This window comes from Chitinivorax sp. B, assembly GCF_005503445.1.
GTDB lineage: Bacteria > Pseudomonadota > Gammaproteobacteria > Burkholderiales > SCOH01 > Chitinivorax.
On the sequence record NZ_SCOH01000036.1, the window covers coordinates 1 to 22,877 of the forward strand.

Annotated in this window: 19 protein-coding genes; 8 read left to right on the forward strand and 11 right to left on the reverse strand. The window is 55.3% G+C overall.

Going from position 1 to position 22,877, the window contains the following annotated elements:
• The first annotated feature begins 280 nt into the window (after positions 1–280).
• The 3 genes from imuA (at position 281) to FFS57_RS18745 (ending at position 5,610) form a co-directional block, all read left to right on the forward strand.
• Positions 281–952: a translesion DNA synthesis-associated protein ImuA gene (imuA, locus tag FFS57_RS18735; protein ID WP_171014061.1), complete on the forward strand. Its 672-nt coding sequence runs from the start codon at positions 281–283 to the stop codon at positions 950–952.
• A gap of 78 nt (positions 953–1,030) precedes the next feature.
• Complete coding sequence (locus FFS57_RS18740) at positions 1,031–2,482, forward strand: Y-family DNA polymerase (RefSeq protein WP_171014062.1); 1,452 nt, start codon at positions 1,031–1,033, stop codon at positions 2,480–2,482.
• A gap of 2 nt (positions 2,483–2,484) precedes the next feature.
• The gene (locus tag FFS57_RS18745) at positions 2,485–5,610 is read left to right on the forward strand and encodes an error-prone DNA polymerase (protein ID WP_137939346.1); all 3,126 of its coding nucleotides are present in this window, start codon (positions 2,485–2,487) and stop codon (positions 5,608–5,610) included.
• A 240-nt stretch (positions 5,611–5,850) separates the two neighbouring features.
• On the opposite strand, the gene FFS57_RS18750 is transcribed toward FFS57_RS18745, so the two are convergent.
• The 6 genes from FFS57_RS18750 to FFS57_RS18775 all read right to left on the reverse strand — a co-directional run bounded on the left by FFS57_RS18750 (position 5,851) and on the right by FFS57_RS18775 (position 10,658).
• Positions 5,851–6,621 carry a phytanoyl-CoA dioxygenase family protein gene (locus FFS57_RS18750; protein ID WP_137939347.1) on the reverse strand — a complete coding sequence of 257 codons (771 nt, stop codon included), beginning with the start codon at positions 6,619–6,621 and terminating at the stop codon, positions 5,851–5,853.
• Between the two features lie 78 nt (positions 6,622–6,699).
• Positions 6,700–7,368: an energy-coupling factor ABC transporter permease gene (locus tag FFS57_RS18755; RefSeq protein ID WP_137939348.1), complete on the reverse strand. Its 669-nt coding sequence runs from the start codon at positions 7,366–7,368 to the stop codon at positions 6,700–6,702.
• Positions 7,369–7,629: 261 nt separating this feature from the next.
• Positions 7,630–7,911, reverse strand: coding sequence for an integration host factor subunit beta (locus tag FFS57_RS18760; protein WP_137939349.1), 282 nt, complete (start codon positions 7,909–7,911; stop codon positions 7,630–7,632).
• Positions 7,912–7,919: 8 nt separating this feature from the next.
• The gene (gene rpsA, locus FFS57_RS18765) at positions 7,920–9,596 is read right to left on the reverse strand and encodes a 30S ribosomal protein S1 (RefSeq protein WP_137939385.1); all 1,677 of its coding nucleotides are present in this window, start codon (positions 9,594–9,596) and stop codon (positions 7,920–7,922) included.
• A gap of 115 nt (positions 9,597–9,711) precedes the next feature.
• Complete coding sequence (gene cmk, locus FFS57_RS18770; RefSeq protein ID WP_283204919.1) at positions 9,712–10,386, reverse strand: (d)CMP kinase; 675 nt, start codon at positions 10,384–10,386, stop codon at positions 9,712–9,714.
• Positions 10,383–10,658, reverse strand: a complete 276-nt coding sequence (locus tag FFS57_RS18775) for a helix-hairpin-helix domain-containing protein (RefSeq protein WP_171014063.1) — start codon at positions 10,656–10,658, stop codon at positions 10,383–10,385. The genes cmk and FFS57_RS18775 overlap by 4 nt, the downstream gene beginning before the upstream one ends.
• Before the next feature lie 90 nt (positions 10,659–10,748).
• On the opposite strand from FFS57_RS18775, the gene aroA reads away from it, so the two are divergent.
• From aroA to FFS57_RS18790, 3 genes are read left to right on the forward strand one after another with little or no spacing between them, the layout of a single operon-like run.
• The gene (gene aroA, locus FFS57_RS18780; RefSeq protein WP_137939351.1) at positions 10,749–12,038 is read left to right on the forward strand and encodes a 3-phosphoshikimate 1-carboxyvinyltransferase; all 1,290 of its coding nucleotides are present in this window, start codon (positions 10,749–10,751) and stop codon (positions 12,036–12,038) included.
• A complete protein-coding gene (locus FFS57_RS18785) occupies positions 12,035–12,430 on the forward strand; it encodes a hypothetical protein (protein WP_137939352.1) in 396 nt (131 codons plus the stop codon). Before aroA ends, FFS57_RS18785 begins: the two co-directional genes overlap by 4 nt.
• Positions 12,431–12,466: 36 nt before the next feature.
• Positions 12,467–12,979, forward strand: coding sequence for a DUF2199 domain-containing protein (locus tag FFS57_RS18790; RefSeq protein ID WP_137939353.1), 513 nt, complete (start codon positions 12,467–12,469; stop codon positions 12,977–12,979).
• A 71-nt stretch (positions 12,980–13,050) separates the two neighbouring features.
• Here the strand turns inward: FFS57_RS18790 and FFS57_RS18795 are convergent, their stop codons facing one another.
• The 5 genes from FFS57_RS18795 to FFS57_RS18815 are packed head-to-tail and all read right to left on the reverse strand — an operon-like array spanning position 13,051 to position 20,439.
• A complete protein-coding gene (locus FFS57_RS18795; RefSeq protein ID WP_137939354.1) occupies positions 13,051–15,000 on the reverse strand; it encodes an acetyl/propionyl/methylcrotonyl-CoA carboxylase subunit alpha in 1,950 nt (649 codons plus the stop codon).
• 8 nt (positions 15,001–15,008) lie between these two features.
• Positions 15,009–15,821 carry an enoyl-CoA hydratase/isomerase family protein gene (locus FFS57_RS18800; RefSeq protein WP_137939355.1) on the reverse strand — a complete coding sequence of 271 codons (813 nt, stop codon included), beginning with the start codon at positions 15,819–15,821 and terminating at the stop codon, positions 15,009–15,011.
• On the reverse strand, positions 15,818–16,978 hold the full coding sequence (locus tag FFS57_RS18805; RefSeq protein WP_137939356.1) for an acyl-CoA dehydrogenase family protein: 1,161 nt from the start codon (positions 16,976–16,978) through the stop codon (positions 15,818–15,820). The genes FFS57_RS18800 and FFS57_RS18805 overlap by 4 nt, the downstream gene beginning before the upstream one ends.
• Positions 16,979–17,038: 60 nt before the next feature.
• Positions 17,039–18,649: an acyl-CoA carboxylase subunit beta gene (locus tag FFS57_RS18810; protein ID WP_137939357.1), complete on the reverse strand. Its 1,611-nt coding sequence runs from the start codon at positions 18,647–18,649 to the stop codon at positions 17,039–17,041.
• Positions 18,640–20,439 carry an acyclic terpene utilization AtuA family protein gene (locus FFS57_RS18815; protein ID WP_137939358.1) on the reverse strand — a complete coding sequence of 600 codons (1,800 nt, stop codon included), beginning with the start codon at positions 20,437–20,439 and terminating at the stop codon, positions 18,640–18,642. Before FFS57_RS18815 ends, FFS57_RS18810 begins: the two co-directional genes overlap by 10 nt.
• A gap of 146 nt (positions 20,440–20,585) precedes the next feature.
• Between FFS57_RS18815 and FFS57_RS18820 the strand changes: the two genes are divergently transcribed.
• Both FFS57_RS18820 and FFS57_RS18825 read left to right on the forward strand, forming a co-directional pair.
• Entirely contained in the window at positions 20,586–21,206 is a 621-nt protein-coding gene (locus FFS57_RS18820) for a TetR/AcrR family transcriptional regulator (RefSeq protein ID WP_137939359.1), read from the forward strand.
• Between the two features lie 209 nt (positions 21,207–21,415).
• Positions 21,416–22,222 carry a TOBE domain-containing protein gene (locus FFS57_RS18825; RefSeq protein WP_502705929.1) on the forward strand — a complete coding sequence of 269 codons (807 nt, stop codon included), beginning with the start codon at positions 21,416–21,418 and terminating at the stop codon, positions 22,220–22,222.
• Positions 22,223–22,877: the final 655 nt, after the last annotated feature.

The window sequence follows — 22,877 nt, forward strand, 5'->3', positions numbered from 1 at the left end:
CCCCATACCCTCCCAGCATAGACAATAAGCCCGTCCGACGGCACCCAAACCTTTGTTATACAGGGCATATTTAACAGCACAAGCCTGACCTGCCTGATTGCTTGCCCCCACCCCAATCAACCTGTGACGTCCACTTTCAAGTGTATTTCGGTGCAGCCCCGCAACTGTCGCCACTCCCACACAATACTCATCCATGACATTACAACTATCCGCCAATCCAACATTTGCGGATCAAGGTTTTTTTGCTAAACTGTACTTATGTACAGCCAACAGCAAAACCATGACTTCAGCTTCACTGCAATCCATTTTGCAAGACCCTCGTATCTGGCTTGGTGCCGCCCTGGCACAGCCAGTGCAACAAGGCATCAGCACGGGTTTTCCTGCACTCGACCAGCAGCTGCCTAGCCATGGCTGGCCATATGGCGGCATCACCGAATTACTGTACGAAAGATCAGGAATGGGTGAACTGCGCCTATTACTGCCAAGTTTGGCCAGTCATACCCAACAACAACGCTGGGTGGTCTTGATTGGCCCACCTTACATTCCCTTTCCAGCCGGCTGGCAAGCCGCCGGTGTGGATCTCCGGTATTTGCTCTGGTTGCGAACCACCACACAGACAGATCAACTGTGGGCCATGGAACAAGTGTTACGTTCCCCAAACTGTGGCAGTGCCCTGCTCTGGCCAGAATACACCCCTGTCGACAAGGCTTGGCGACGTCTACAACTCGCTGCAGAGGAAGGCGGAGGGCATGGCGTCATACTGGAAGAAACAGCACAGGATCAGCGATCTTCCCCTGTCGGGTTGCGCTTGCGCGTCACGCACACCCCGTTGGGTATACAGGTCAACATCCTGAAACGGCGTGGCAGTCCGGCCACATCACCTGTTTTGCTTGAGGCCACACCATGTAATACCCCCCTGTTCGGGCGAGGCCACATGTCATGGCTGTCTTGATCTGACCGACGCACCACAATGCCATCTTCGTCATTACCCCCGATGGACCACAACACAACCGAAGCACCTGGGGCTTTGATGGACGACCGGCCCGCCCCATTATGGATGGCACTCTATTTTCCGTGTCTGGCACTGGAATGGTTATTACACGGACAGCCTGCCACACAAACAGATACCTCCTGGGCACTGGTGTCCGGACAAGGCCTGATCCTGCAGATCAACCCACCGGCCCGTGCTCAGGGCATTCGCCCAGGCATGAAACTGGCTACGGCGCTCAGTCTTTGTCACACCCTGCAATACCGGTCCTTTTCCGTCAACTTGCTGGCGCAAGTCTTGCCAATACTGGCCGAATGGGGTTTGCAATTCACTCCAACGGTCAGTCCTGACCCAGCCCCCGCCATCCTGCTGGAAGTCGGGGGGTGTCTACGTTATTTCGGCGGGTTGGATACACTCTGGCGACGGATCAACGACCGTATGCAAACTTTTGGGTTGAGCTATCAGGCAGCCATGGCCCCAACACCACTGGCCGCCCTCTGGTTAGCCCGTCAGCATGCTGGCTGCCGCATTACGGCCTTCTCTGACTTACCCGTGCAATTGGCCCGCCTGCAACTGGCACAAATGGCTTGGCATGCTGACTGGTTGCGGCATTTTCAAAGGCTGGGCTGTCGGCAGCTGGGCGATGTCTTGCGACTGCCACGGGCGGGCTTGGCCAAACGCTTTTCACCTGAGCTGCTGACAGCGCTTGATCGCGCCCTTGGTCATCAACCTGATCCACGCCCGCTATTTGTACCGCCAGCACGATTCGAGCGACAACTGGAATGGCTCTATCCGATTCACGACAGTGAAGCATTGCTGTTCGCCAGTCGACGGTTGTTTGAAGCATTATGCGGCTATTTGAGCAGCCGGGGCCTGGGTACCCAGCAAGTCACCATGCGCTTGCAACATCGTGACCTACCCTGTGCCACCTTGACGCTGGGGTTGACCCGCCCCTCCCGGCAACTGTCCGACTTCCAAGCCGTACTACGCGAGAGACTGCAGCGCTTTACCCTGGCAGCACCCGCATTCGGCATGACCCTGCTCGCGGACCAGCTGCACAACCTGAACGGCCAGATGGCGGCCGATCTGTTTGATCGCCATGGCAATGAAGAAAACTGGCAACGCTTACTGGCCCGCTTACAGGCCAGACTACCGGACGAATCTGTATGTCAACTGCAGCCACATGCTGACCATCGACCAGAACATGCCTTGACCATCCACGGTCTACAACCCGGCTCCATAGCACAATTACCCAACCCGCATCGTCCTGGCTGGTTACTCCCCTCGCCTACTTTACTGTCCATGCAGGGTAAGTGCCCGTACTATCGGGAACCGCTCTCCATCTGCCAGCCTACAGAACGCATCGAAGCCGGCTGGTGGAATGGGCAGCCCATCAAGCGTGATTATGTTGTCGCTACCGGACCATCCGGTGCACGTTATTGGCTGTTTCGTGATTTACTGACCGGTCAATGGTACCTGCAAGGCATCTTCTGAGGATGCACACCATGTTGCCGCGCTATGCCGAACTGCACTGTCTGTCCAATTTCTCGTTTCAGCGTGGTGCATCCCACCCACAGGAACTGATCCTGCAAGCTCAAGCCCTGGGCTACGAGGCGCTAGCACTGACGGATGAATGCTCGCTGGCCGGTATTGTGCGTGCCCACAAAGCACTGTGCGATGCCCAAGACAGCACCGAGAGCCGCTCTGCACCACACAATAGGATCAAGCTGATCATCGGCAGTGAAATCACCTTGTCTGACGGCCTTAAACTGGTTTTTTTGGTGCCAGATCGTGATGGCTACGGTGATCTGTCGGAGTTGATCACCCTAGGTCGACGACAAGCGGAGAAAGGGCAATACTGTTTAACACGTGACGATCTGGTCCGTCAGGTACCACGTTGCCTTGTACTATGGCTACCACCGGCACAACCTGACCCTGCAGATGCACATTGGCTGGCCGGCATATTCCCTGGCCGTACCTGGTTGGCGGTTGAGCTACTGCGGGGACCTGATGATCCTGCCCGGCTGGCGTCATTGCAATCTTTATCTCATCAGAGCGGCCTGCCTTTGGTTGCCGCTGGCGATGTGCATATGCATCTGCGCAGTCGACGCCCCCTACAAGATGCCATTACAGCAGTACGACTTGGCCAACCAGTAGCCAGTTGTGGATTCGCATTATTCCCGAATGGCGAACGTCATCTACGCACCCGTCAAGTGCTGGCGAACCTTTACCCGGCTGACTTATTGGCAGAGACCGTGCGCATTGCCGACCAATGCCATTTTTCATTGAAGGAGCTACAGTACGAATACCCGCGTGAGGTCACACCGAATGGCCACACCCCCACCAGTTATTTGCGAACACTTACCTCGGCCGGCCTGAAACTGCGCTACCCCAATACCACGCCCCCGGCAAAGGTAACCGAGCAATTGGCAATGGAACTGGCGTTGATCGAGCGGCTACACTATGAAGCCTATTTCCTGACTGTCTACGATATCGTGCAATGGGCAAAGTCCCAGAGGATTCTTTGTCAGGGACGCGGGTCTGCTGCCAACTCCGTCGTGTGTTACCTACTTGGAATCACCGAAGCCGATCCGGAAATCACCACCATGCTGTTTGAGCGTTTTGTTTCTGAACAACGGGGCGAGCCTCCTGATATCGATGTTGACTTTGAACATCAACGGCGTGAAGAAGTCATGCAGTATATCTACCGAAAATATGGCCGTGACCGCGCTGCCATTACCGCCACAGTGATCACCTATCGACTGAGAAGCGCCTTGCGGGACATGGGCCATGTTTTGGGCATTGATGAAGCTGCAATCGAACGTGGTGTCCGTTTGCTGGCATGGTGGGATGGTCATGAAGACTTGAAGCTTCGCATGCAGGCAGCAGGGTTTGATGTCGAATCCCATCAGATTCGCTGTTGGTTATGGTTAACAACCGAGCTGCATGGTTTTCCACGTCATCTGTCTCAACATGTCGGTGGGTTTATCATTGCCCGCGACCGCCTGTCCCGGCTGGTTCCAGTGGAAAACGCTGTCATGGCCGACCGCACCGTGATCGAATGGGATAAGGATGATCTGGACGTGGTCGGGTTGATGAAGGTGGATGTACTGGCTTTAGGCATGCTGACCGCGCTACAGCGGACCTTGGCCCTGGTAACTGCCCGTCGTGGCTATCCATTCGCACTGAAAGACATTCCACGCATGGATGCAGCGGTCTACGAGATGATTCAACAAGCAGATACCATTGGCGTATTCCAGATCGAATCCAGAGCGCAAATGAGTATGCTCCCCAGACTGAAGCCAGCGGAGTTCTACGATCTGGTCATTGAAGTAGCCTTGGTTCGTCCAGGCCCGATTCAGGGTGGAATGGTCCACCCGTATTTGCGACGTCGAGCGGGGCTGGAAAAACCAGACTACCCAGGAGATGACACAAAACTGGCACCCATTCTGGAGAAAACACTAGGCGTACCGATCTTCCAGGAACAGGTGATGAAACTGGCGCAAGTTGCGGCAGGGTTTACCGCCAGCGAAGCCGATGAGCTCCGTCGCGCCATGGCCTCCTGGCGACGAACTGGCAAGATGGCCCATTACGAGGAAAAGCTGAAGACAGGCTTGGCCTGCAATGGTTACACCACTGAATTTGCCGACCAGATATTCAACCAGATCAAGGGGTTTTCCGAGTATGGCTTTCCGGAGGCTCATGCTGCCAGCTTTGCATTACTAGCCTACTTTTCAGCCTGGCTGAAGCACCATGAACACGGTGCCTTCAGTTGTGCTCTACTCAATAGCCAGCCAATGGGCTTCTACTCGCCCTCGCAACTGATACAGGATGCACAGCGACATGGCATCGAAGTGAGATCCATTGATATCACATGCAGCGACTGGGATTGCACGCTAGAGCCCACAACCGGTCCACAGCCTGCCATTCGGCTTGGATTGCGCTTGGTCAAGGGGTTAAGCAGTGATATGGGAATGCAGATCATGCAGCTTCGGTCACAAATGCCGATCCGGGATTTGAATGATTTGAGCCGACATGGCCTCTTACCGCCGGCAGCTTTGCATGCATTGGCGGCCGCCGATTCGCTGGTACCGATTACAGGGCATCGGCGCGATGCCTTTTGGGCAGTGTTGGGGTATGAAGTGCCTACTGACTTGCTGGATGTCAGCCCATCCGGAATCGCACCCGTACTATCAGCCCCCGATGAGCACGAGCAGGTCAGTGACGATTACCAAAGTACTGGCCTGTCCCTTCGTCGTCATCCATTAGCACTGATCCGTCCACAGCTAACCCGACACCGCCTGTACCAAGCCGATCAATTACCTCAATGTCGCCATGGTCAGCTAGTGCGTGTCGCTGGCTTGGTCACCGGCCGACAACGCCCTGGTGGCGCCAAGGGTGTACTGTTTGTGACATTGGAGGACGAAACTGGTCACATCAACATTATCGTTTGGCCAAAATGGGTACAACGCTTCCGCCAAGCCTTGTTGGATGCCCGCTTATTGGTAGTGTATGGCGCCATACAGGCCAAGGAAGGTGTATTGCATGTGCTGGCGCAGTACGTTGTAGATGAGAGTCATTACCTAGGCGATCTCAACCTGAGATCCAGGGATTTCCATTGAATTCCTGGTGTCTATTAGCTTGTATGGGAGAATTGACTGCACCTGTCGCAGACCGACTTTCAACCGAAGAACAGTATATCCAAGTCAGTATGCCCGGTTGAGCACGTACATCAAACATCAGTCACCCAAGCCGTCGATCATCCCATTGTACATACATTCTTCGAACCGCTTCGATTGGATACGTCAATGGCCGTCCAACGGTTGACGTACTCCGAATAGGCATTCGAGCCCAACCCTGAATCAGGACACCACTAGCAATTCCAATTGGACATCTGGTAGCTTGCTTGATCGTGTTTCAGGTAGCGGTGGATTATCTACTGCACGATAGGTATAAACCAGCGAATACTTGGTTAACAGCGTTTGATTACGGCCAGCGGCATGAAACAGGTTACTGTGAAAAAACAAGACATCCCCCTGATTCAACTCAACCGGAATTGCTTGCTCAAGCAAAGATTGCGATGCTGGATGATCCTTACGCAGAAATAACGCAGCATCCAATTGCTCAGGAAGTACTGCTGCACGGTGCGAACCGGGTATCACAAACAAACAGCCATTTTCAACCCGCTCATTACCCAGCGCCAACCAGACGGAAATCAATTCTGGACGCGGGTAATGCCAATAACGAATATCCCGATGCCAACCCGTTTCACTGCTAAATCGCGGTTGTTTGGTCATGATGCAATTGTGATGCGCCTGCACCAACAAGGCATCCTCCCCCAACAATTGGCGAATTACCCCTGAAACCATTGGCCCCGTTGCCCACTCAGACAACAGACTGGAACGTTGATAAACCTGTAGCAATCGTCGGGCAGTACGCCCACCCTCGGCATCATGTGAATCAGGTGCCCCTGGGTATTGGGTATCTGCCTCAAACTCGATCGGCATTGCCTCCTGCATGACCTGTGACTGGGCGAATGCTATGATCTCCTCACAAGCATCCTGGCCGGCTGCACCTCTCAACACGATAAAACCTTGCTCGCAGAACTGAGCAAGTTGTTGTTGTGTCAACATACCTGTTTCCCTACTCATCTCAACCGGCCTCTACGTGCCGTGGTTTACTTGAAAATCAGAGTCACTTCACCGAAATCATCAGCTACGTCTGCTCAGATAACGCGCATCATCAAATGTGACCGACCATTGTGGGCAATAGACCACGATCAATGTCATGACCGTACCTGAAGTAAAGGCTTCAGCCCAACCCATCAACAAAAAATACAATACAGTTTCGCCGAATTGAAAACCTGCAGGCTCCAAACCTATCAATTGATACAACCATGCTGTTGCCACGCCTACCGCTAACATTGACAAAGCGGCACCCATAAAAGCATTGACGAAGATATAAATAAAGTAATTGGACGGCAAATAACGTTGACCAAGTCGCAACAGTATATAGCTGACTCCTACCGGCAATCCTCCCAGCAATAACCAATGCAATCCCAGACAGCCTGCATCCAACAACCCTAATATCGTCAAGGCCAACAACACGATTCCCAAACCCAACAGTGCCAGCCATGGGCCTACCATCAATGTCAGCACCGTTGCACCAAGCATATGCAAGGTCAACCCATCCTGCACTACCGCACGCAACACCCAAAACATCGCGACGACGATGCTACCGCCCAACCAGGCGTTGATCTTGGTAGTATCAACCAGCGCTCGCCAAGGGGCCGCATACAACACTTTGAACAAGCCGAACGTAGCCAGTACGTTCAGTACCTGCAGAAGGTCCGGATGAAATAATTGGCTGGGAAAGTGCATGATGAAAGGTCACAAATCATGACTAGATTACCACATCACGCAACCCATCACTGCAGCTGGCAACATTCATCTCAACATGTCGGTACCACATGACACGACGTGAAATCATACCGTGCAAAAAAACAAAAACGGCATGGTTCTCCATGCCGTTTTTGTTTTTTTGCCAGACAGGCCTGAGTACGATCAGGTGACAAGCGCAATATCCATTACTCTACTGAGTATAGATTTTACGCAATCAGCATCACCTTCTCGAACCGACGCTTACATAGAGTCGACGCGCTCACGCAATTCTTTGCCAGCTTTGAAATGCGGTACATACTTCTCCGGTACCTGCACCTTATCGCCCGACTTGGGATTGCGGCCAACACGCGGCGGACGGTAGTTCAGATCAAAACTACCAAAGCCGCGAATTTCGATACGCTGTCCACCGGCCAAACCTGTTGCCATCGCATCGAGAATGGCCTTGACAGCCAACTCAGCATCTTTGACAACCAGTTGAGGGTAGCGAGCAGCCAGTCTCGCAATCAGCTCCGACTTCGTCATGTTGCCTCTTACTCAGCAGACTTGTTGTCCAACTTGGCCTTCAGCAGCGCACCCAGATTGGTGGTACCAGCGCTGGCATCAGATTGAATGGAGCGCATTGCTTCATTCTCGTCAGCCATATCCTTCGCCTTAACGGACAGGTTGATGCCACGGTTCTTGCGATCGATGTTGATGATCATTGCTTCAACCTCATCACCTTCCTTCAGGGATGCCGCAATGTTCTCAACACGGTCACGCGAAACTTCGGTCGCACGCAGGTAGCCTTCAACGTCATCAGCCAACAGAATCACAGCACCCTTGGCATCAATCGACTTAACCGTACCTCTGACGATGCTGTTCTTGTCGTGTGTAGACACATAGTTATTGAACGGATCTCCTTCCAGTTGCTTGATGCCCATGGAAATGCGCTCACGTTCCGTGTCAATTGACAGTACAACTGCTTCGACTTCGTCGCCCTTCTTGTAATTGCGGACAGCTTCTTCACCGGCCACATTCCAGGACAGGTCGGACAGGTGAACCAGACCGTCGATGCCACCAGGCAGGCCGATGAACACACCGAAGTCGGTGATCGACTTGATTGTGCCACGCAACTTGTCGCCCTTCTTGTAGTTCTGGCTGAACTCTTCCCAAGGATTGGCTTGGCACTGCTTCATGCCCAAGCTGATACGACGGCGGTCTTCGTCGATCTCAAGGATCATGACTTCGACTTCATCGCCCAACGCAACCACCTTCGATGGGTGAACGTTCTTGTTGGTCCAATCCATCTCGGATACGTGAACCAAGCCTTCAATACCTTGTTCGATTTCAACAAACGCACCGTAGTCGGTGAGATTGGTGACCTTGCCGAACAAGCGGGTACCTTGCGGGTAACGACGTGACAGACCCACCCACGGATCTTCGCCCAGCTGCTTCATACCCAGCGATACACGGTTCTTCTCTTGGTCGAACTTCAGCACCTTGGCTTCAACTTCGTCACCTACCGCGAGCACTTCACTTGGGTGCTTGACACGGCGCCATGCCAAGTCAGTGATGTGCAACAGGCCATCAATACCACCCAGATCAACGAATGCACCGTAGTCAGTGATATTCTTAACGATACCCTTAACGACAGCGCCTTCCTGCAGGGTTTCCAGCAGCTTCTGACGCTCTTCGCCCAGGCTGGCTTCCAGCACCGCGCGGCGGGAAACCACCACGTTGTTGCGCTTGCGATCCAGCTTGATAACCTTGAATTCGATCTGCTTGCCTTCGAACGGTGACGTGTCCTTGATCGGGCGTACGTCAACCAGCGAACCCGGCAGGAATGCACGGATGCTGTTGACCATAACAGTCAAACCACCCTTGACCTTGCCATTGATCACGCCAGACAGCACGGTACCTTGCTCCAATGCTTCTTCCAGCTCGATCCAGGCAGCCAGGCGCTTCGCCTTGTCACGAGACAGCTTGGTTTCGCCATAGCCGTTTTCGAGGGTATCGATGGCAACAGTAACGAAGTCACCGATTTTGATTTCGACCTCTCCGCGGTCATTGCGGAACTCTTCAACCGGAATCAGGGACTCAGACTTGAGACCTGCATTAACGGTGACGAAGTTTTGATCGACGCCAACTACCTCCGCGGTGATAACCTCACCGGAGCGCATTTCCTGACGCGTGAGGCTTTCTTCGAAGAGGGCGGCAAAACTTTCCATGGAAGCGATAGTCATTGGATAAAGACCTTAGTGTGCTTATAGGCAGCACGGTACGTTAATAAAACCGAACGGCCGGCTGAACAGCCCGGCCGAGCGACCCTAAACGGGGGTTGTGTTACGGATTGCGATGATGGATGGCGAGTATTCGATTCACTGCTTCATCAATGCTTAGCTCAGTCGTATCGAGCATTGTGGCATCCGTAGCTTGCTGCAGGGGCGCAACAGTACGCGCCGAATCTCGAGCATCACGGTCGCGGATATCCTGCAAAATCCGGTCGAATATAGCATTATCCGCCTGTTCCAGCAAGCCTTTTTCTAGCAATTGCTTATAGCGGCGCTCGGCACGAACCGTTGCCGACGCAGTCAGGAAGATTTTGGTGTGGGCATTGGGGAACACCACCGATGCCATATCCCGCCCATCGGCCACCAGACCGGGCTCCTTGCGAAAGTCTCGCTGACGCGCCAGCAACGCTGCCCGCAGCGCCGGCAGCGTTGCAATCGCCGAGGCCGCGTTGCCAATTGCCTCGCTACGCACTTCGTCTTCAACCGATTGACCCGCCAACCAGATTCGGTCACCGTCAAAGCGAATATCCAATGTCAATGCCATTCGCGCCAATGCGGCTTCATTATCCAATGCAATGCCAAACTTGATGGCAGCCAACGCTGCCAGGCGATAGATGGCACCGCTATCCAGATAATGCCAGCCAAGCTGCGCTGCGACGCGCTGGGCAACCGTTCCCTTGCCGGAGGCCGAGGGGCCATCGATGGCAATCACGGGGATTGTATTCAATTGCTGTCCTTCCAGTTCCACCATTTCAATTTATCCGGCTCGTGCCGTGCATGACTGGCAAAGTAAACGGCACACCGGAACACGTACAGCATGCAACGATCCACAACCTGCCCTTGCATGTCACACAAGCGGACATACATCTGCTCCGGATCTTCACCATTCAGACTGGCGACAGAGCGATAACCCAATTGCAGCAAATCGGCGGCACACGCCTTGCCGATACCCGGAATGCGCATCAAGTCGCGTTTTGCCTGGTCGTCATTCAAGTCCATCGTCGTCGTCCTGACCTATCGTGCCCCGGTTCAACCCGCTATGATAACGGTTTTCCTGTACCGATTGCCCATTCACAACTGAAGCTGCTCATGGAAACTCTTCTGCTGCAACCTATTCCCCGCGTTCAAGGCACCATTCAACTCCCAGGCTCCAAGAGCATCTCCAACCGCACGCTGTTACTGGCTGCACTTGCCGAAGGCACCACAGCAGTCAAAGGACTGCTGGACTCTGATGACGTGCAACGCATGCTGGAGGCACTCACCACACTGGGCATTCAATGGCAACAACGACCAGGCAGCCGGGATTTCGACATCGTTGGCACGGGCGGCACCATCCCCGTCAAGCAGGCGGAATTGTTCCTTGGCAATGCAGGCACCGCTTTCCGCCCGCTGACGGCAGCATTGGCGCTGGCCGGCGGTACCTATCAGCTATCCGGTGTAGCACGCATGCACGAGCGCCCAATTGGCGATCTGGTTGACGCCTTGCGCCAACTGGGCGCACAGATTGATTACCTGGGCAGCGAGGGCTTCCCACCACTGGCCATTCGTCCCGCACGGATTCAGGCCGGCGCAGAAATTGCCGTCAAGGGTAATGTATCCAGTCAATTCCTGACCGCATTGCTGATGGCACTGCCATTGACCGATCAAGATGCATCGGTGCGCGTGGTGGGAGAGCTGATCTCCAAGCCTTATATCGAGATCACCCTGAATCTGATGCGGCGGTTTGGTGTGATCGTGGAACGAGATGGCTGGGAACGTTTCACTATTACGGGCGGACAACGCTATCGTTCGCCTGGCGTTATGCACGTGGAGGGCGATGCCAGCTCGGCCTCGTACTTTCTGGCAGCGGGTGCAATCGGTCGTGGGCCGGTTCGGGTGGAAGGCGTTGGTCGCGACAGCATTCAGGGCGACGTCAAATTTGCTGAAACCCTCGCTCAAATGGGTGCACAGATCACATTTGGTGACAATTGGATTGAAGCTGCCGGCACCGGCCGGCTGAAGGCCATCGATGTCGACCTGAATCATATCCCCGACGCCGCCATGACAATTGCCGTAGCCGCCCTGTTTGCCGATGGCACCACCGTCATTCGCAATATTGCCAGCTGGCGCGTCAAGGAAACCGACAGACTGAGCGCAATGGCCACCGAATTGCGTAAAGTCGGCGCAACAGTTGAAGAAGGCCAGGACTACATCAAAGTCACCCCTCCTGCTGCGCTGACGCCCAATGCCAGCATCGACACTTATGACGATCACCGCATGGCCATGTGCTTCTCGTTGGCCGCACTGGGCGGCGTACCGGTGGTGATCAACGATCCGAAATGCGTTGGCAAAACCTTTCCGGAATACTTTTCAGTACTGGCAGCCGTCACCTGCGCATGATGCCAACTGTTGCGCGTTATTGCGTACTGTTAACATGGCCGAGCCTGTTGGCCGGTTGCGCCACAGAGGCACATTTCGAACGCAATCTCGACTCCTGGCTGGGCCGGCAAACCAGTGAATTGATTCAAGCCTGGGGCTCACCAGTCATCGACAAACCCAAAGCCGATGGCGGCCGCGTATTGGGTTACGCCATGCAAGACACTGTCCGCCACCGCCCGATGCGACAGACCGTGTCGCTGAACGGCAATGCTGGCCTGATTTATCAGGAACTACCCGGCAGTCAGACTGCCACCTACTGCGTCACCCTACTGCATGCCGATGCGCAGGGTGTCATTTACAACTGGGCCTGGCAGGGCAATGGCTGCCAGGCTCGTGACAATGGCACACGATAGTCTGCCACCAGTTCGACAATAGTGAGTAATGTAACGATGTCATCAGGATTTCACTGCACCACATGCGGTGCTTTTCACGCCAGCCTGCCTACCAGTTACGGCGCGGTTGCCCCGGACATATGGCTGGCCTTACCCGAAGCGGAGCGCGAAGAACGCGCTGTATTGTCATCAGATCAATGCATTGTCGACGGACACTATTTCTTTATCCTGGGCCGATTGGAAATCCCACTGGACGGTGCGTCAGCACCATTTTCCTGGCTGGTGTGGGTATCGGTCAGCAAAACTGACTTCGGCCGTGCCAACGATTTGTGGGAAACCAGCGGCCGTGAGACCGAGCCTCCATACGATGGCTGGCTGTGCACCTCACTACCCTGCTACCCAGACACTTTGCGCCTTAAAGTCAAGCTGCATACTCGCCCCGTCGGTCAACACCCCTTTGTGGAACTGGAACCGACTGAGCACCCGCTTTATCTGGAACAGCATGACGGGATCAATCAACAGCGCGTACAGGCAATAGCGGAAGCCTTGATACACAGCACAGACGAATAAGCGGACAAGAGCATGGCGGCGTGAATGATGAGCTGCCATGCCCTTGCCGCCTTACATTCAAAACACTCAAATCAAGCAATGACAGCCAGCCGCTGTCGCCGTTTCACCTGTTGCCCCTTGCCAGCCAGCAATTCCCCAACCACCCCGGCACAATCAACTTTCAGCTGATGCTCGATTTTCATGGCCTCCAATACCATCAGCAGCTGCCCGGCTGCCACTTTGTCACCAACCGCAACGCGGATATCGACGATGGCACCATCCATTGGCGCCAGCAGTACCCCATTGCCCGCAGCTGCCTGGCGCGGCGGTGGCGCATGGGTGACATCATCAACGATCAGTTGACCGCGTGCCGTCGCCAGATACAGACTTCCATCGATCAAAGCAAAATGGGCGCACAGACGTCGCGGACCAATTTGATAGGTGCAACAGCCATTTGCCATTTCAAGTAATGTCAATTCACAACGCTGATCACTGAATTGCGGATCGCTAATCGCCAAGCGATTGCCATCAACTTGAATCAGCAATGTGTATATCTGGTCACCCATTCGCAACATCAACGGCTGTGGGCCCAAGTGCTGCCGCCCCCAATCTGCAGCCACCCTGGAATTGGCTGCGCTCGTATGCAGCAATGCGGCCGCCAAGGCGCGATCCAGATAATCTGGGATAGCAGGCAGCAAGCTCGGCAAACCAGCCTGCTGCTGGTCAATAAACCCGGTGTGGGTCTCGCCCGCCAGAAATGCCGGATGCCGCAACAGATCTGCCAGAAACTGCTGATTGTGCAGCACACCCAGCAATGCCGTATGGTCCAACGCACGAATCAGTCGTCTCGCAGCATCCTGCCGTGTGGTGCCATGTGCGATCACCTTCGCAATCATCGGATCGTAGTAGGGGCTGATGCAGTCACCGACCTGGACACCATGATCGATACGTACATCATTCGCCGGCTGCCAGGCGAGTATTGGCCCGGTCTGAGGCAAGAACTGCTGACGCGGATCTTCTGCATAAAGGCGCACCTCGATCGCATGACCATGCAGGGCGATATCGGACTGCTGCCAGGGTAATGCTTCCCCGCTGGCCACCCGCAACTGCCATTCCACCAAGTCCAGCCCGGTAACCAGCTCGGTCACCGGGTGCTCCACTTGCAGACGGGTATTCATCTCCAAAAAGTAGAACTGTTGATCCGCCGCCAACAGAAACTCCACCGTCCCCGCCCCCACGTACCCACAGGCGCGAGCCGCCGCTACAGCAGCCTCACCCATGCGTTGTCGCAGGGTTGGGTTCATCACTGGGCATGGGCTTTCCTCCAATACCTTCTGATGACGGCGCTGGATCGAACAATCACGCTCACCCAGGTGAAGCACCTGACCATGCTGATCCGCAAGGATTTGAAACTCGACATGACGGGGATTCAGAATGGCCCGCTCCAGAATCAGCTCTTGGCTACCAAAGGCATGTAACGCCTCGCTCCGAGCGCTTCGCAAGCCATCCAGCAGATCGCCTCCACGCTCGACCAGGCGCATGCCACGACCGCCGCCACCCGCGGCCGCTTTGATCATGACAGGAAAGCCGATTCGATCCGCGTGCTGACACAGCGCATCATCCGACTGGTCCGAACCTTCGTAGCCAGGTACACACGACACCCCCGCCTGCAACATGGCCAGCTTGGCTTGACGTTTGTTACCCATCAGGTGAATAGCGTCCGGTCGCGGGCCGATGAACACCAATCCAGCATCAGCACACGCCTGTGCAAATTCGGCATTTTCCGACAGAAAACCATAACCAGGATGTACCGCCTGTGCCTGACTGACCTGGCACGCCGCCAACAGCCGTGGAATGGAAAGATAGGACTCCCCTACTGGTGACGGCCCGATATGTACTGCCTCATCAGCCAACTGTACATGACGCGCCTGACGATCAGCATCGGAATACACGGCAATCGTGTGGTAACCCATCCGTTGCGCCGTTGCGATGATGCGACAGGCAATTTCGCCACGATTGGCGATCAACAATCGTTGAAACATGGAGTCCCTCACAACCAGTCCTCCGCCCATTGCGGCTGACGCCTGCCAACAAAGGCGGCAGCGCCTTCCTCAGCCTCTGCACCTTGTACTGCCTCACCAAACCATACTGAGGCTTGATCCAGTACCAACTCCAATTCAGTCGAAGGCAACAGTTGCAGCAATGCCTTGGTACATCGCGTAGCCTGTGGCGCAGCTCGACCCAACTGGACCAACAATTCTTCCAGCGCCCCCTGCAAGGCAGTCTCGTTGGCATGAATACTTTGCACTAGGCCTAGGGTATGCGCACGGCGGCCATCGATGCGCTGCCCTGTCAGGGCCATCCAACGTGCCTGAGTCTGGCCAATGCGTTGCGCCACAAATGGGGCAATCTGTGCAGGAATAAGACCCAACCCGGTTTCCGGCATGCCGAACTGACTATCGGCATGGGCCAAGGCAATATCCGCTACACATGCCAAACCCAGCCCGCCACCCAATACCGCCCCTTGTAACACCGCCACCACCACTTGCGGCAAAGCTGCCGCCTGCTGCAACATGCGCCCGAAGGCGCGATTGAATCGGCTGGCTGTGTGCGGGTCATTCACCAACTGCTGACGCAAACCGGCCATGTCACGTACATCGCCACCCGCACAAAAATGGCCGCCAGCACCATTGATCACGACTACCCTTAATTCGTCCCGGCTGGCCAGTACCGCAAACAATTGCGAGAGTTCGTCCACCATCTGCAGGCTCATCGCATTACGCTGCTCGGGGCGATTCAGTGTGATTTGCACCAGGCCACGCCGGGGCTCCACCAACAACGTCTGAAAATGCTGTTGCATCATGCAGGCCTTTTCCCCGGCAAGGTGCCAGTCAGTTTGCAAATGATGCCAAGCATGATTTCGTCGGCGCCGGCACCGATGGAGCATAAGCGGCCGTCACGGTAAAGCTGGGCAGCCGGGTTGTCCCACATGTAGCCTTGCCCACCCCAGAACTGCAGGCAACTATCGGCAACTTCCCTTACCAAACGGCCCGCTTTCAGCTTCGCCATGGAGGCCAGCAACGTGACATCCTCACCCGAGATGTGCTTTTCGCATGCTTGATAGGTCAATGCCCGCAAGGCTTCCAGCTCCGTACGCAGCTCTGCCAGCCGGAAATGCACGGTCTGATTATCGAGCAGCGACATGCCGAATACCTGGCGTTCGCGTGCATAGTCCGTCGTCAACTCAATACAACGTGCCACCGCGCCAATCGTATTGGCCGCGCCAAACAGCCGTTCTTCCTGAAATTGCATCATCTGCATCATGAAGCCAGTGTTTTCCTGCCCGATGCAGTAACGCAGTGGCACCCGCACACTGTCAAAGAACACTTGCGCCGTATCCGACGACCGCATACCCAGCTTGTTCAACGGCTTGGAAAAGCTGATGCCCTTGGCACCGGCCGGCACAACGATCAGCGATTTATTGGCATGGCGATGCCCTTCGCTGGTATTCGCCAGCAGGCAAAAGAAATCTGCCTGCAGCGAATTGGTGATCCACATTTTGGTGCCGTCGATCACATAATCACCACCATCCTTGCGTGCCACAGTCTTGATCGCTGCCACATCCGAGCCGGCATGGGGTTCGGATACGGCAATGCTGGCCACATAGTCACCGGCAATGGCGGGCGTCAGAAACTCATCGCGTAATTCACGACTGCCAAAACGCGCCAAGGCCGGCGTTGCCATATCGGTCTGCACGCCGATGGCCAACGGCACACCACCGCATACCGCACGGCCGAATTCTTCGACAACGCCCAGGTTGTATGACACGTTGAGGCCCAGGCCACCGTTTTCCACTGGCTTGTGAATGCCCAGCAAACCCAGATCGCCCAGCTTCTTGAATAAGTCATGTGCCGGGAAACGACCAGCACGTTCCCATTCTTCTGCGTTCGGGTTGATTTCCTGCTCGACGAACTGCTTGGCCGTACGGCGCATTTGTTCATGTTCCAGCGTCAATTGCATGTCAGGGACTCCAGTTGAGATGGGTGTTGGCACCTGCTCACGATCTTGGCGAGCACAGCGTCAGAAACGCGCAACGCCAAAGTGATTGGGCCGCAATACACGCTGCGCCGCCTCATCAATCACATCCAGCAGGAACAACAATAAGGTCCGCGAATCGCGGGGGTCGATCAGGCCGTCGTCCCATAGACGGGCCGTGCCGTACAAAGCAGTAGACTGGGCATCCAGCCCTTGGGCCGTCATGTGTTCCAGTGCATCCAGATTGGTGGGATCAGGCTCAATACCCAGTTTGCGTTGCTTCTGCTCGGCAACAATGCGCAACACCTTGCCGGCCTGCGCCCCGCCCATCACCGCCGTGCGATTGTTCGGCCAGGCAAAGATGAACCGTGGGTCCAGCCCGCGGCCGCACATGGCATAGTTACCCGCACCGTAAGAGCCCCCGATCACCAGCGACAACTTCGGCACCTGTGCATTGGCTACGGCCTGCAGCATCTTCGAGCCATGCTTGATGATGCCCCCCTGCTCGGCCTCTTTGCCCACCATGAAACCGGTGGTGTTATGCAGAAACAGCAAGGCACGGCCGGTCTGTTCGCACAGTTGGATGAACTGCGCCGCCTTGGCCGCACCCTGCGGCGTAATGGGGCCATTGTTGCCAATGATGCCGATGCGATGCCCCCCGATCGCAGCCCAACCGCACACGGTCTGGCTATCGAACTCCTGCTTGAAATCGAGGAAATCGGAACCATCGACCAGCCGTGCAATCACATCGCGAACGTCGTACGGACGCTTGGCATCGGCCGGCACGATGCCGATCAGCTCGCTCGGATCATAAATGGGCTCGCGAAAGGATAAATGTGGCACACGCTCAACCTGCCAGCCCAGTTGCGCCACAATATTGCGCACGTGGCGGATGGCGTCGGCATCGTCTTCTGCCAGATATTCGGCAGTGCCTGCCAAAGCTGCATGCATTTCCGCCCCACCCAGCTCTTCATCGCTGGCCACTTCACCCGTTGCAGCCAGCAACAATGGCGGGCCAGCCAAAAACAACTTAGCACGATTGCGTACCACCACCACATAGTCCGACAACCCCGGCTGATACGCCCCACCAGCCGTGGCATTGCCATGTACCACCGAAATCTGCGGGATACCGGCTGCCGACAATCTGGCTTGGTTGGCAAAAGCACGCGCGCCCTCCACAAAGACGTCAGCGGCATGGTTAAGGTTGGCGCCGCCACTTTCGGTCAACATGATCAATGGCAGTTTGTTTTCCAGCGAAATCTGCTGCAATCGCAAGGTCTTGCGTAACCCCGCTGGGGAAATGGTGCCACCCTTGATGGCACTGTTGCTGGCCGATACCAGGCAGCGCACGCCATTGACATAGCCGATACCAGCAATGATGCCACCACCTGCCTCTGTGCCATCACGATCATCATCCATCTGGTAACCAGCCAGACTCATCAGCTCGATGAATGACGAACCCGGATCGAGCAACCGTTGCACCCGCTCTTGCGGCAGCAACTGCCCACGTTTGTCGAATTTCGGTTTCTCCGACACGGCCTTGTCGAGGCCAATACGGCGAATGGCTTCGATTTGATCAAGCAGACCCTGCATGGCAGCCCGGTTGGTGGCAAAAAACTCGCCTTGGCCATCCACTTGGCTATCGATTACTGGCATGGTGCGTCCTTCAGCAAATCGGCAGGGATGGCGACCGGGAATTCCAGCAACTGCTGGGCGAAAGCCTTACCCTGTGCATCAGTCCGCAAGCTGGCCATACCACCGCCACCCAGAGCATGGCGCAGTACCAGATTCAATGCATTCAAGCCTGGCCATTCGTAGCGCTCAACCCGGCTCTGCGGGTGATCCAACACATGCCGGAACCATTCCGCCACAGCCGGCTCTGTCAGTGCAGCACGCAACCAGGGCAGGTAGACTGAATCACGTGCCATGACACCGATATTGGCGTCATCACCCTTGTCACCACTACGGGCCAGGGCAAGGCGAATCAACGGTACCGTGCAAGTGACAAGGCTGTTGTCCGCAATCGGCCCATCAGGTATCGGGGGGTACATCGGGCCGGTGCTTGAAGGCAGGGCCGTCACCGTTTCAAGGTGTTCACCCGTGATGACCGCCATACCGACCATTTGTTTGGGTACCAGACAGGAGAACAATTTGATCACAGGTGCCGGTTTGGGACGCCCACCCAGCAGACTGATCAGACCAGGCGCCATGCCAGTAGCGGCTTGCGCAATTTCGCCAGCAAAAAATTGCAGTGCCGGTTTCATCGGGTGAGTCACAGCCAACTTCACGACAACTTCCCGGTAGTCAGCTTGTCTGGCATGTGGCCCATAGGTAGCCTCCGTACCCAGTAATTCGATCGAAGTCTCACCAAAGGGTGGTAGTTGTTTTTGGGCCAACAGACGCTTGGCTTTGCTCAACAGGTTGTCTGCCACCATTTGGGCCTTGGCCTGTGCCGCCATGCCGGTCAATACGAACACAGCTGTCAGTCGATAGCCATCCTGCCAGGTCAAACTGGCCTTATAACTGCCTGTGGGTGCGCGCCCCCTGGCGCCACTTACAGCTACGCGGTGCTCGCCCACCTGTTGCAATTGCACTTGGCTGAAATCGCAAATCACATCTGGTAATAGATATGACTGCGGATCACCCACTTCATAAACGATCTGCTCTGCCACCGTGGCAACCGATACCAAACCGCCCGTACCGGCAGGCTTGGTCACCACAAAGCTGGCATCGCTGGCTACTTCCACAATCGGAAAGCCAACCTGATCAAAACCAGATACCGTTTGCCAGTCAGTGAAATTACCACCACAGCACTGTGCGCCGCATTCGACGATGTGCCCAGCCAGGCTACCCATCGCCAGCTTGTCATAATCGTTGCCCGCCCATTTGAACTCGTGCAACAACGGACCCAGCACAATGGCGCTATCCACCACGCGCCCGGTGATGACAATATCCGCGCCGGCAGCCAAGGCGGCAGCGATAGGCGTTGCGCCAAGGTAAGCATTGACGGTCAGTGGCTTGGCAGGGATCGGCGCGCCAGTCGTCATCTCTGCCACATCGGCAGCTCGCAATTGCGCCAACTGTGGCAGCAAGTCGTCACCGGTCACCACCGCCACCTTCAAATCCAGCCCGGCGGCGGTAATGGCCGCAACCAGCCTGTCGCGGCAGGCCTGCGGATTGACGCCGCCCGCGTTGCTGATCACTTTGATGCCTTTACTGGCCAGTTGCGGCAGCAGCGGTTGCATCACGCTATCAACAAAATCGGTGGCATAACCCAATGCCGAATCTTTGGCCTTGGCTGCTGCCATGATCGACAACGTCACCTCCGCCAAGTAATCGAATACCAGATAGTCCAGCGTTGCCAACTTCACCAACTGCGCCGCCGCCGTATTGGTATCACCCCAGAATCCACTGGCACAACCAATGCGCACAGACCTGTCGTCCATCTCCCCCCCTTGTTATGAGCCAGTCGCCAAACCCTCTGGCTGGCGATTTTCATAACAATATAAATCAATCGATTGATTTAATAAATACCAAGACATCGCCAACTGAGGCACAATTCGCGGTGATCGATCGTTTTACCTAGGCAGATATGACCCACTCCACACCGCGAAAACGCGGCCGCCCCCCTAAAGATGCCGATACCAGCTTGCGCAGCGAACTGATTCGGCAGTCCGCCAAGCTGTTTCGCGAAAAAGGTTTCGAACGTACCACTGTACGCGACATTGCTGCAGCCAGCGGCGTGCAGGCAGGTAGCTGGTTCTACCACTTCAAATCCAAGCAAGAGATATTGGCAGCCGTCATGCACGAAGGCATGGCCGACTCACTCACCCGCATCGAGCAATTGAATGTGGATGCACTATCGGCAGAAGATGCATTCCGTGCGCTCATCCGCACGCACCTGCAGACCATCCTGGCGCCAGATCACGATTTCATACCGGTGATGCTATATGAATGGCATTCGTTGGAGCCCGCTGCACAGGCTGAAGTTGCCGCATTGCAACAACGCTATGAAGCCGTATGGGAAGGGGTGCTTGAACGCCTGCGGCAATCCGGCACCTGGTTGATGCCAACCCGCGTAGACCGATTGTTTCTATTCGGATCACTGAACTGGATCGCCCAATGGTATCGCCCGGATGGCGCACTGACATTGGACGATCTGGTCAAGGATGCAATGGTATTTTTCCTGCGGACTGACGCTGCCAAAGCCTAATCATTCACACACATTACGCAGGTCCGGTAATACGGATTCTGGAGCCGTGATCAGCTCGATTCATCCACAACAAGTTGAGCTTTCTTCATTGCCTGGCATCACCCTTGACAGGAAAACATCCCTACCCCCTGGATACAGCAGATGCAATCAATACCCGGTATGCTTCCCTGAATCCTGACATACATGGAAGTTGATGGCACGCGATGGAAATGGCCAAAAAACATTTTGAGTTGCAAGGTTTGATATGGATGACCGTAGATGGTGCTAATTTTGGTGGGACAGGTCGTGTCGACCTATTGGCGAAGATCGCTGAATGCGGCTCGATTACACAAGCGGCTAAGGCAATCGGCATGAGCTACAAAGCCGCCTGGGATGCCATCGATACCATGAACAACCTGGCTGGCGAGCCACTGGTCGAACGTCTCGCTGGCGGTAAAGGCGGTGGTGGAACCCACCTGACTCATCGCGGTGAGCAATTGGTGGACAATTTTCGCCTGATTCAACGGGAGCATCGACGCTTCATTGAACAGCTCAGTGGACAGGCTGATGGGATTGCCGACGACTTTTTGCTAATCCGGAGAATGAGCATGAAAACCAGCGCCCGCAATCAATTTCTAGGGAAAGTCACGCAGGTCAAGTCCGGCACGGTGAATGACGAAATTGAACTGATCATCACTGGCGGCCAAAAGCTGGTCGCTATCGTGACACACGAAAGTACAGCCAGTCTTGGCTTGCAACCCGGCGCAGAAGCATTTGCCTTGATCAAATCGTCATCCATTATCCTGGTGACGGATGACGGCAGCGCCCGTTTTTCGGCCCGTAATCGCCTGTCAGGTACCATCACCCGCCTTCAAGCGGGTGCCGTGAATACGGAAATAGTACTGGATCTGTCTGGCGGTGGTTCGGTAGCCGCAATCGTGACCAACGACAGTGCCGACACCCTGGGTTTATCAGTCGGCAAAACCGCGACAGCCATCTTCAAGGCATCAAGTGTCATCCTTGGGGTACCGGCCTGACGGCTCGATCTTCTCCACACTTTCCACGTTAGCCACCGGGCAAGCCATTGAATCGCAGGCATCCTGCTCAACAGCACATTGGTGACGAATGAGCAATCTTATAGCCCAAAGGCCCATGGTGACTGTATTCGCCGGCCGATGTTTCAGCCCGTGCACAATGCCCTGAACATTCACCTGCTTGTCATTCAATGCTTAACATGCCTTATGACCGAATTGCTGGCTACTGTGGCCAGCGCCCAATCCAATCTGTCGTCATGTTTACATGCGAAAAAAGGCGGCCATTGGCCGCCTTGCTGATCTTGAGCATATGGACCATGCAGCCATCACCAAGCAACTGCGACACCCAACGGAATGGCCAGAACCCAATCGCGACAATCATCCAAAGCTTTATATTTTGCAGCACCGTACGTAGGTCTGTACTTTACGTGGCCCACTGTTTTGATTATCCACCCAGGTACGCCATCCGTTAGCATGAGGAAAAGTCATGACCCAGATACCGGGAACACCCAAACTACCCTCGTGGATGTAATATCCGCCACCCGTCGCTGTACGATCGGAGGGGCAATAGGCATCGACAGCAGTCCAGGTATTATATGGGGCTGAAATAATTGCAGAGTTGTGGGTCGTGCAATCCAGTGGCACAGCCATCGCAGCT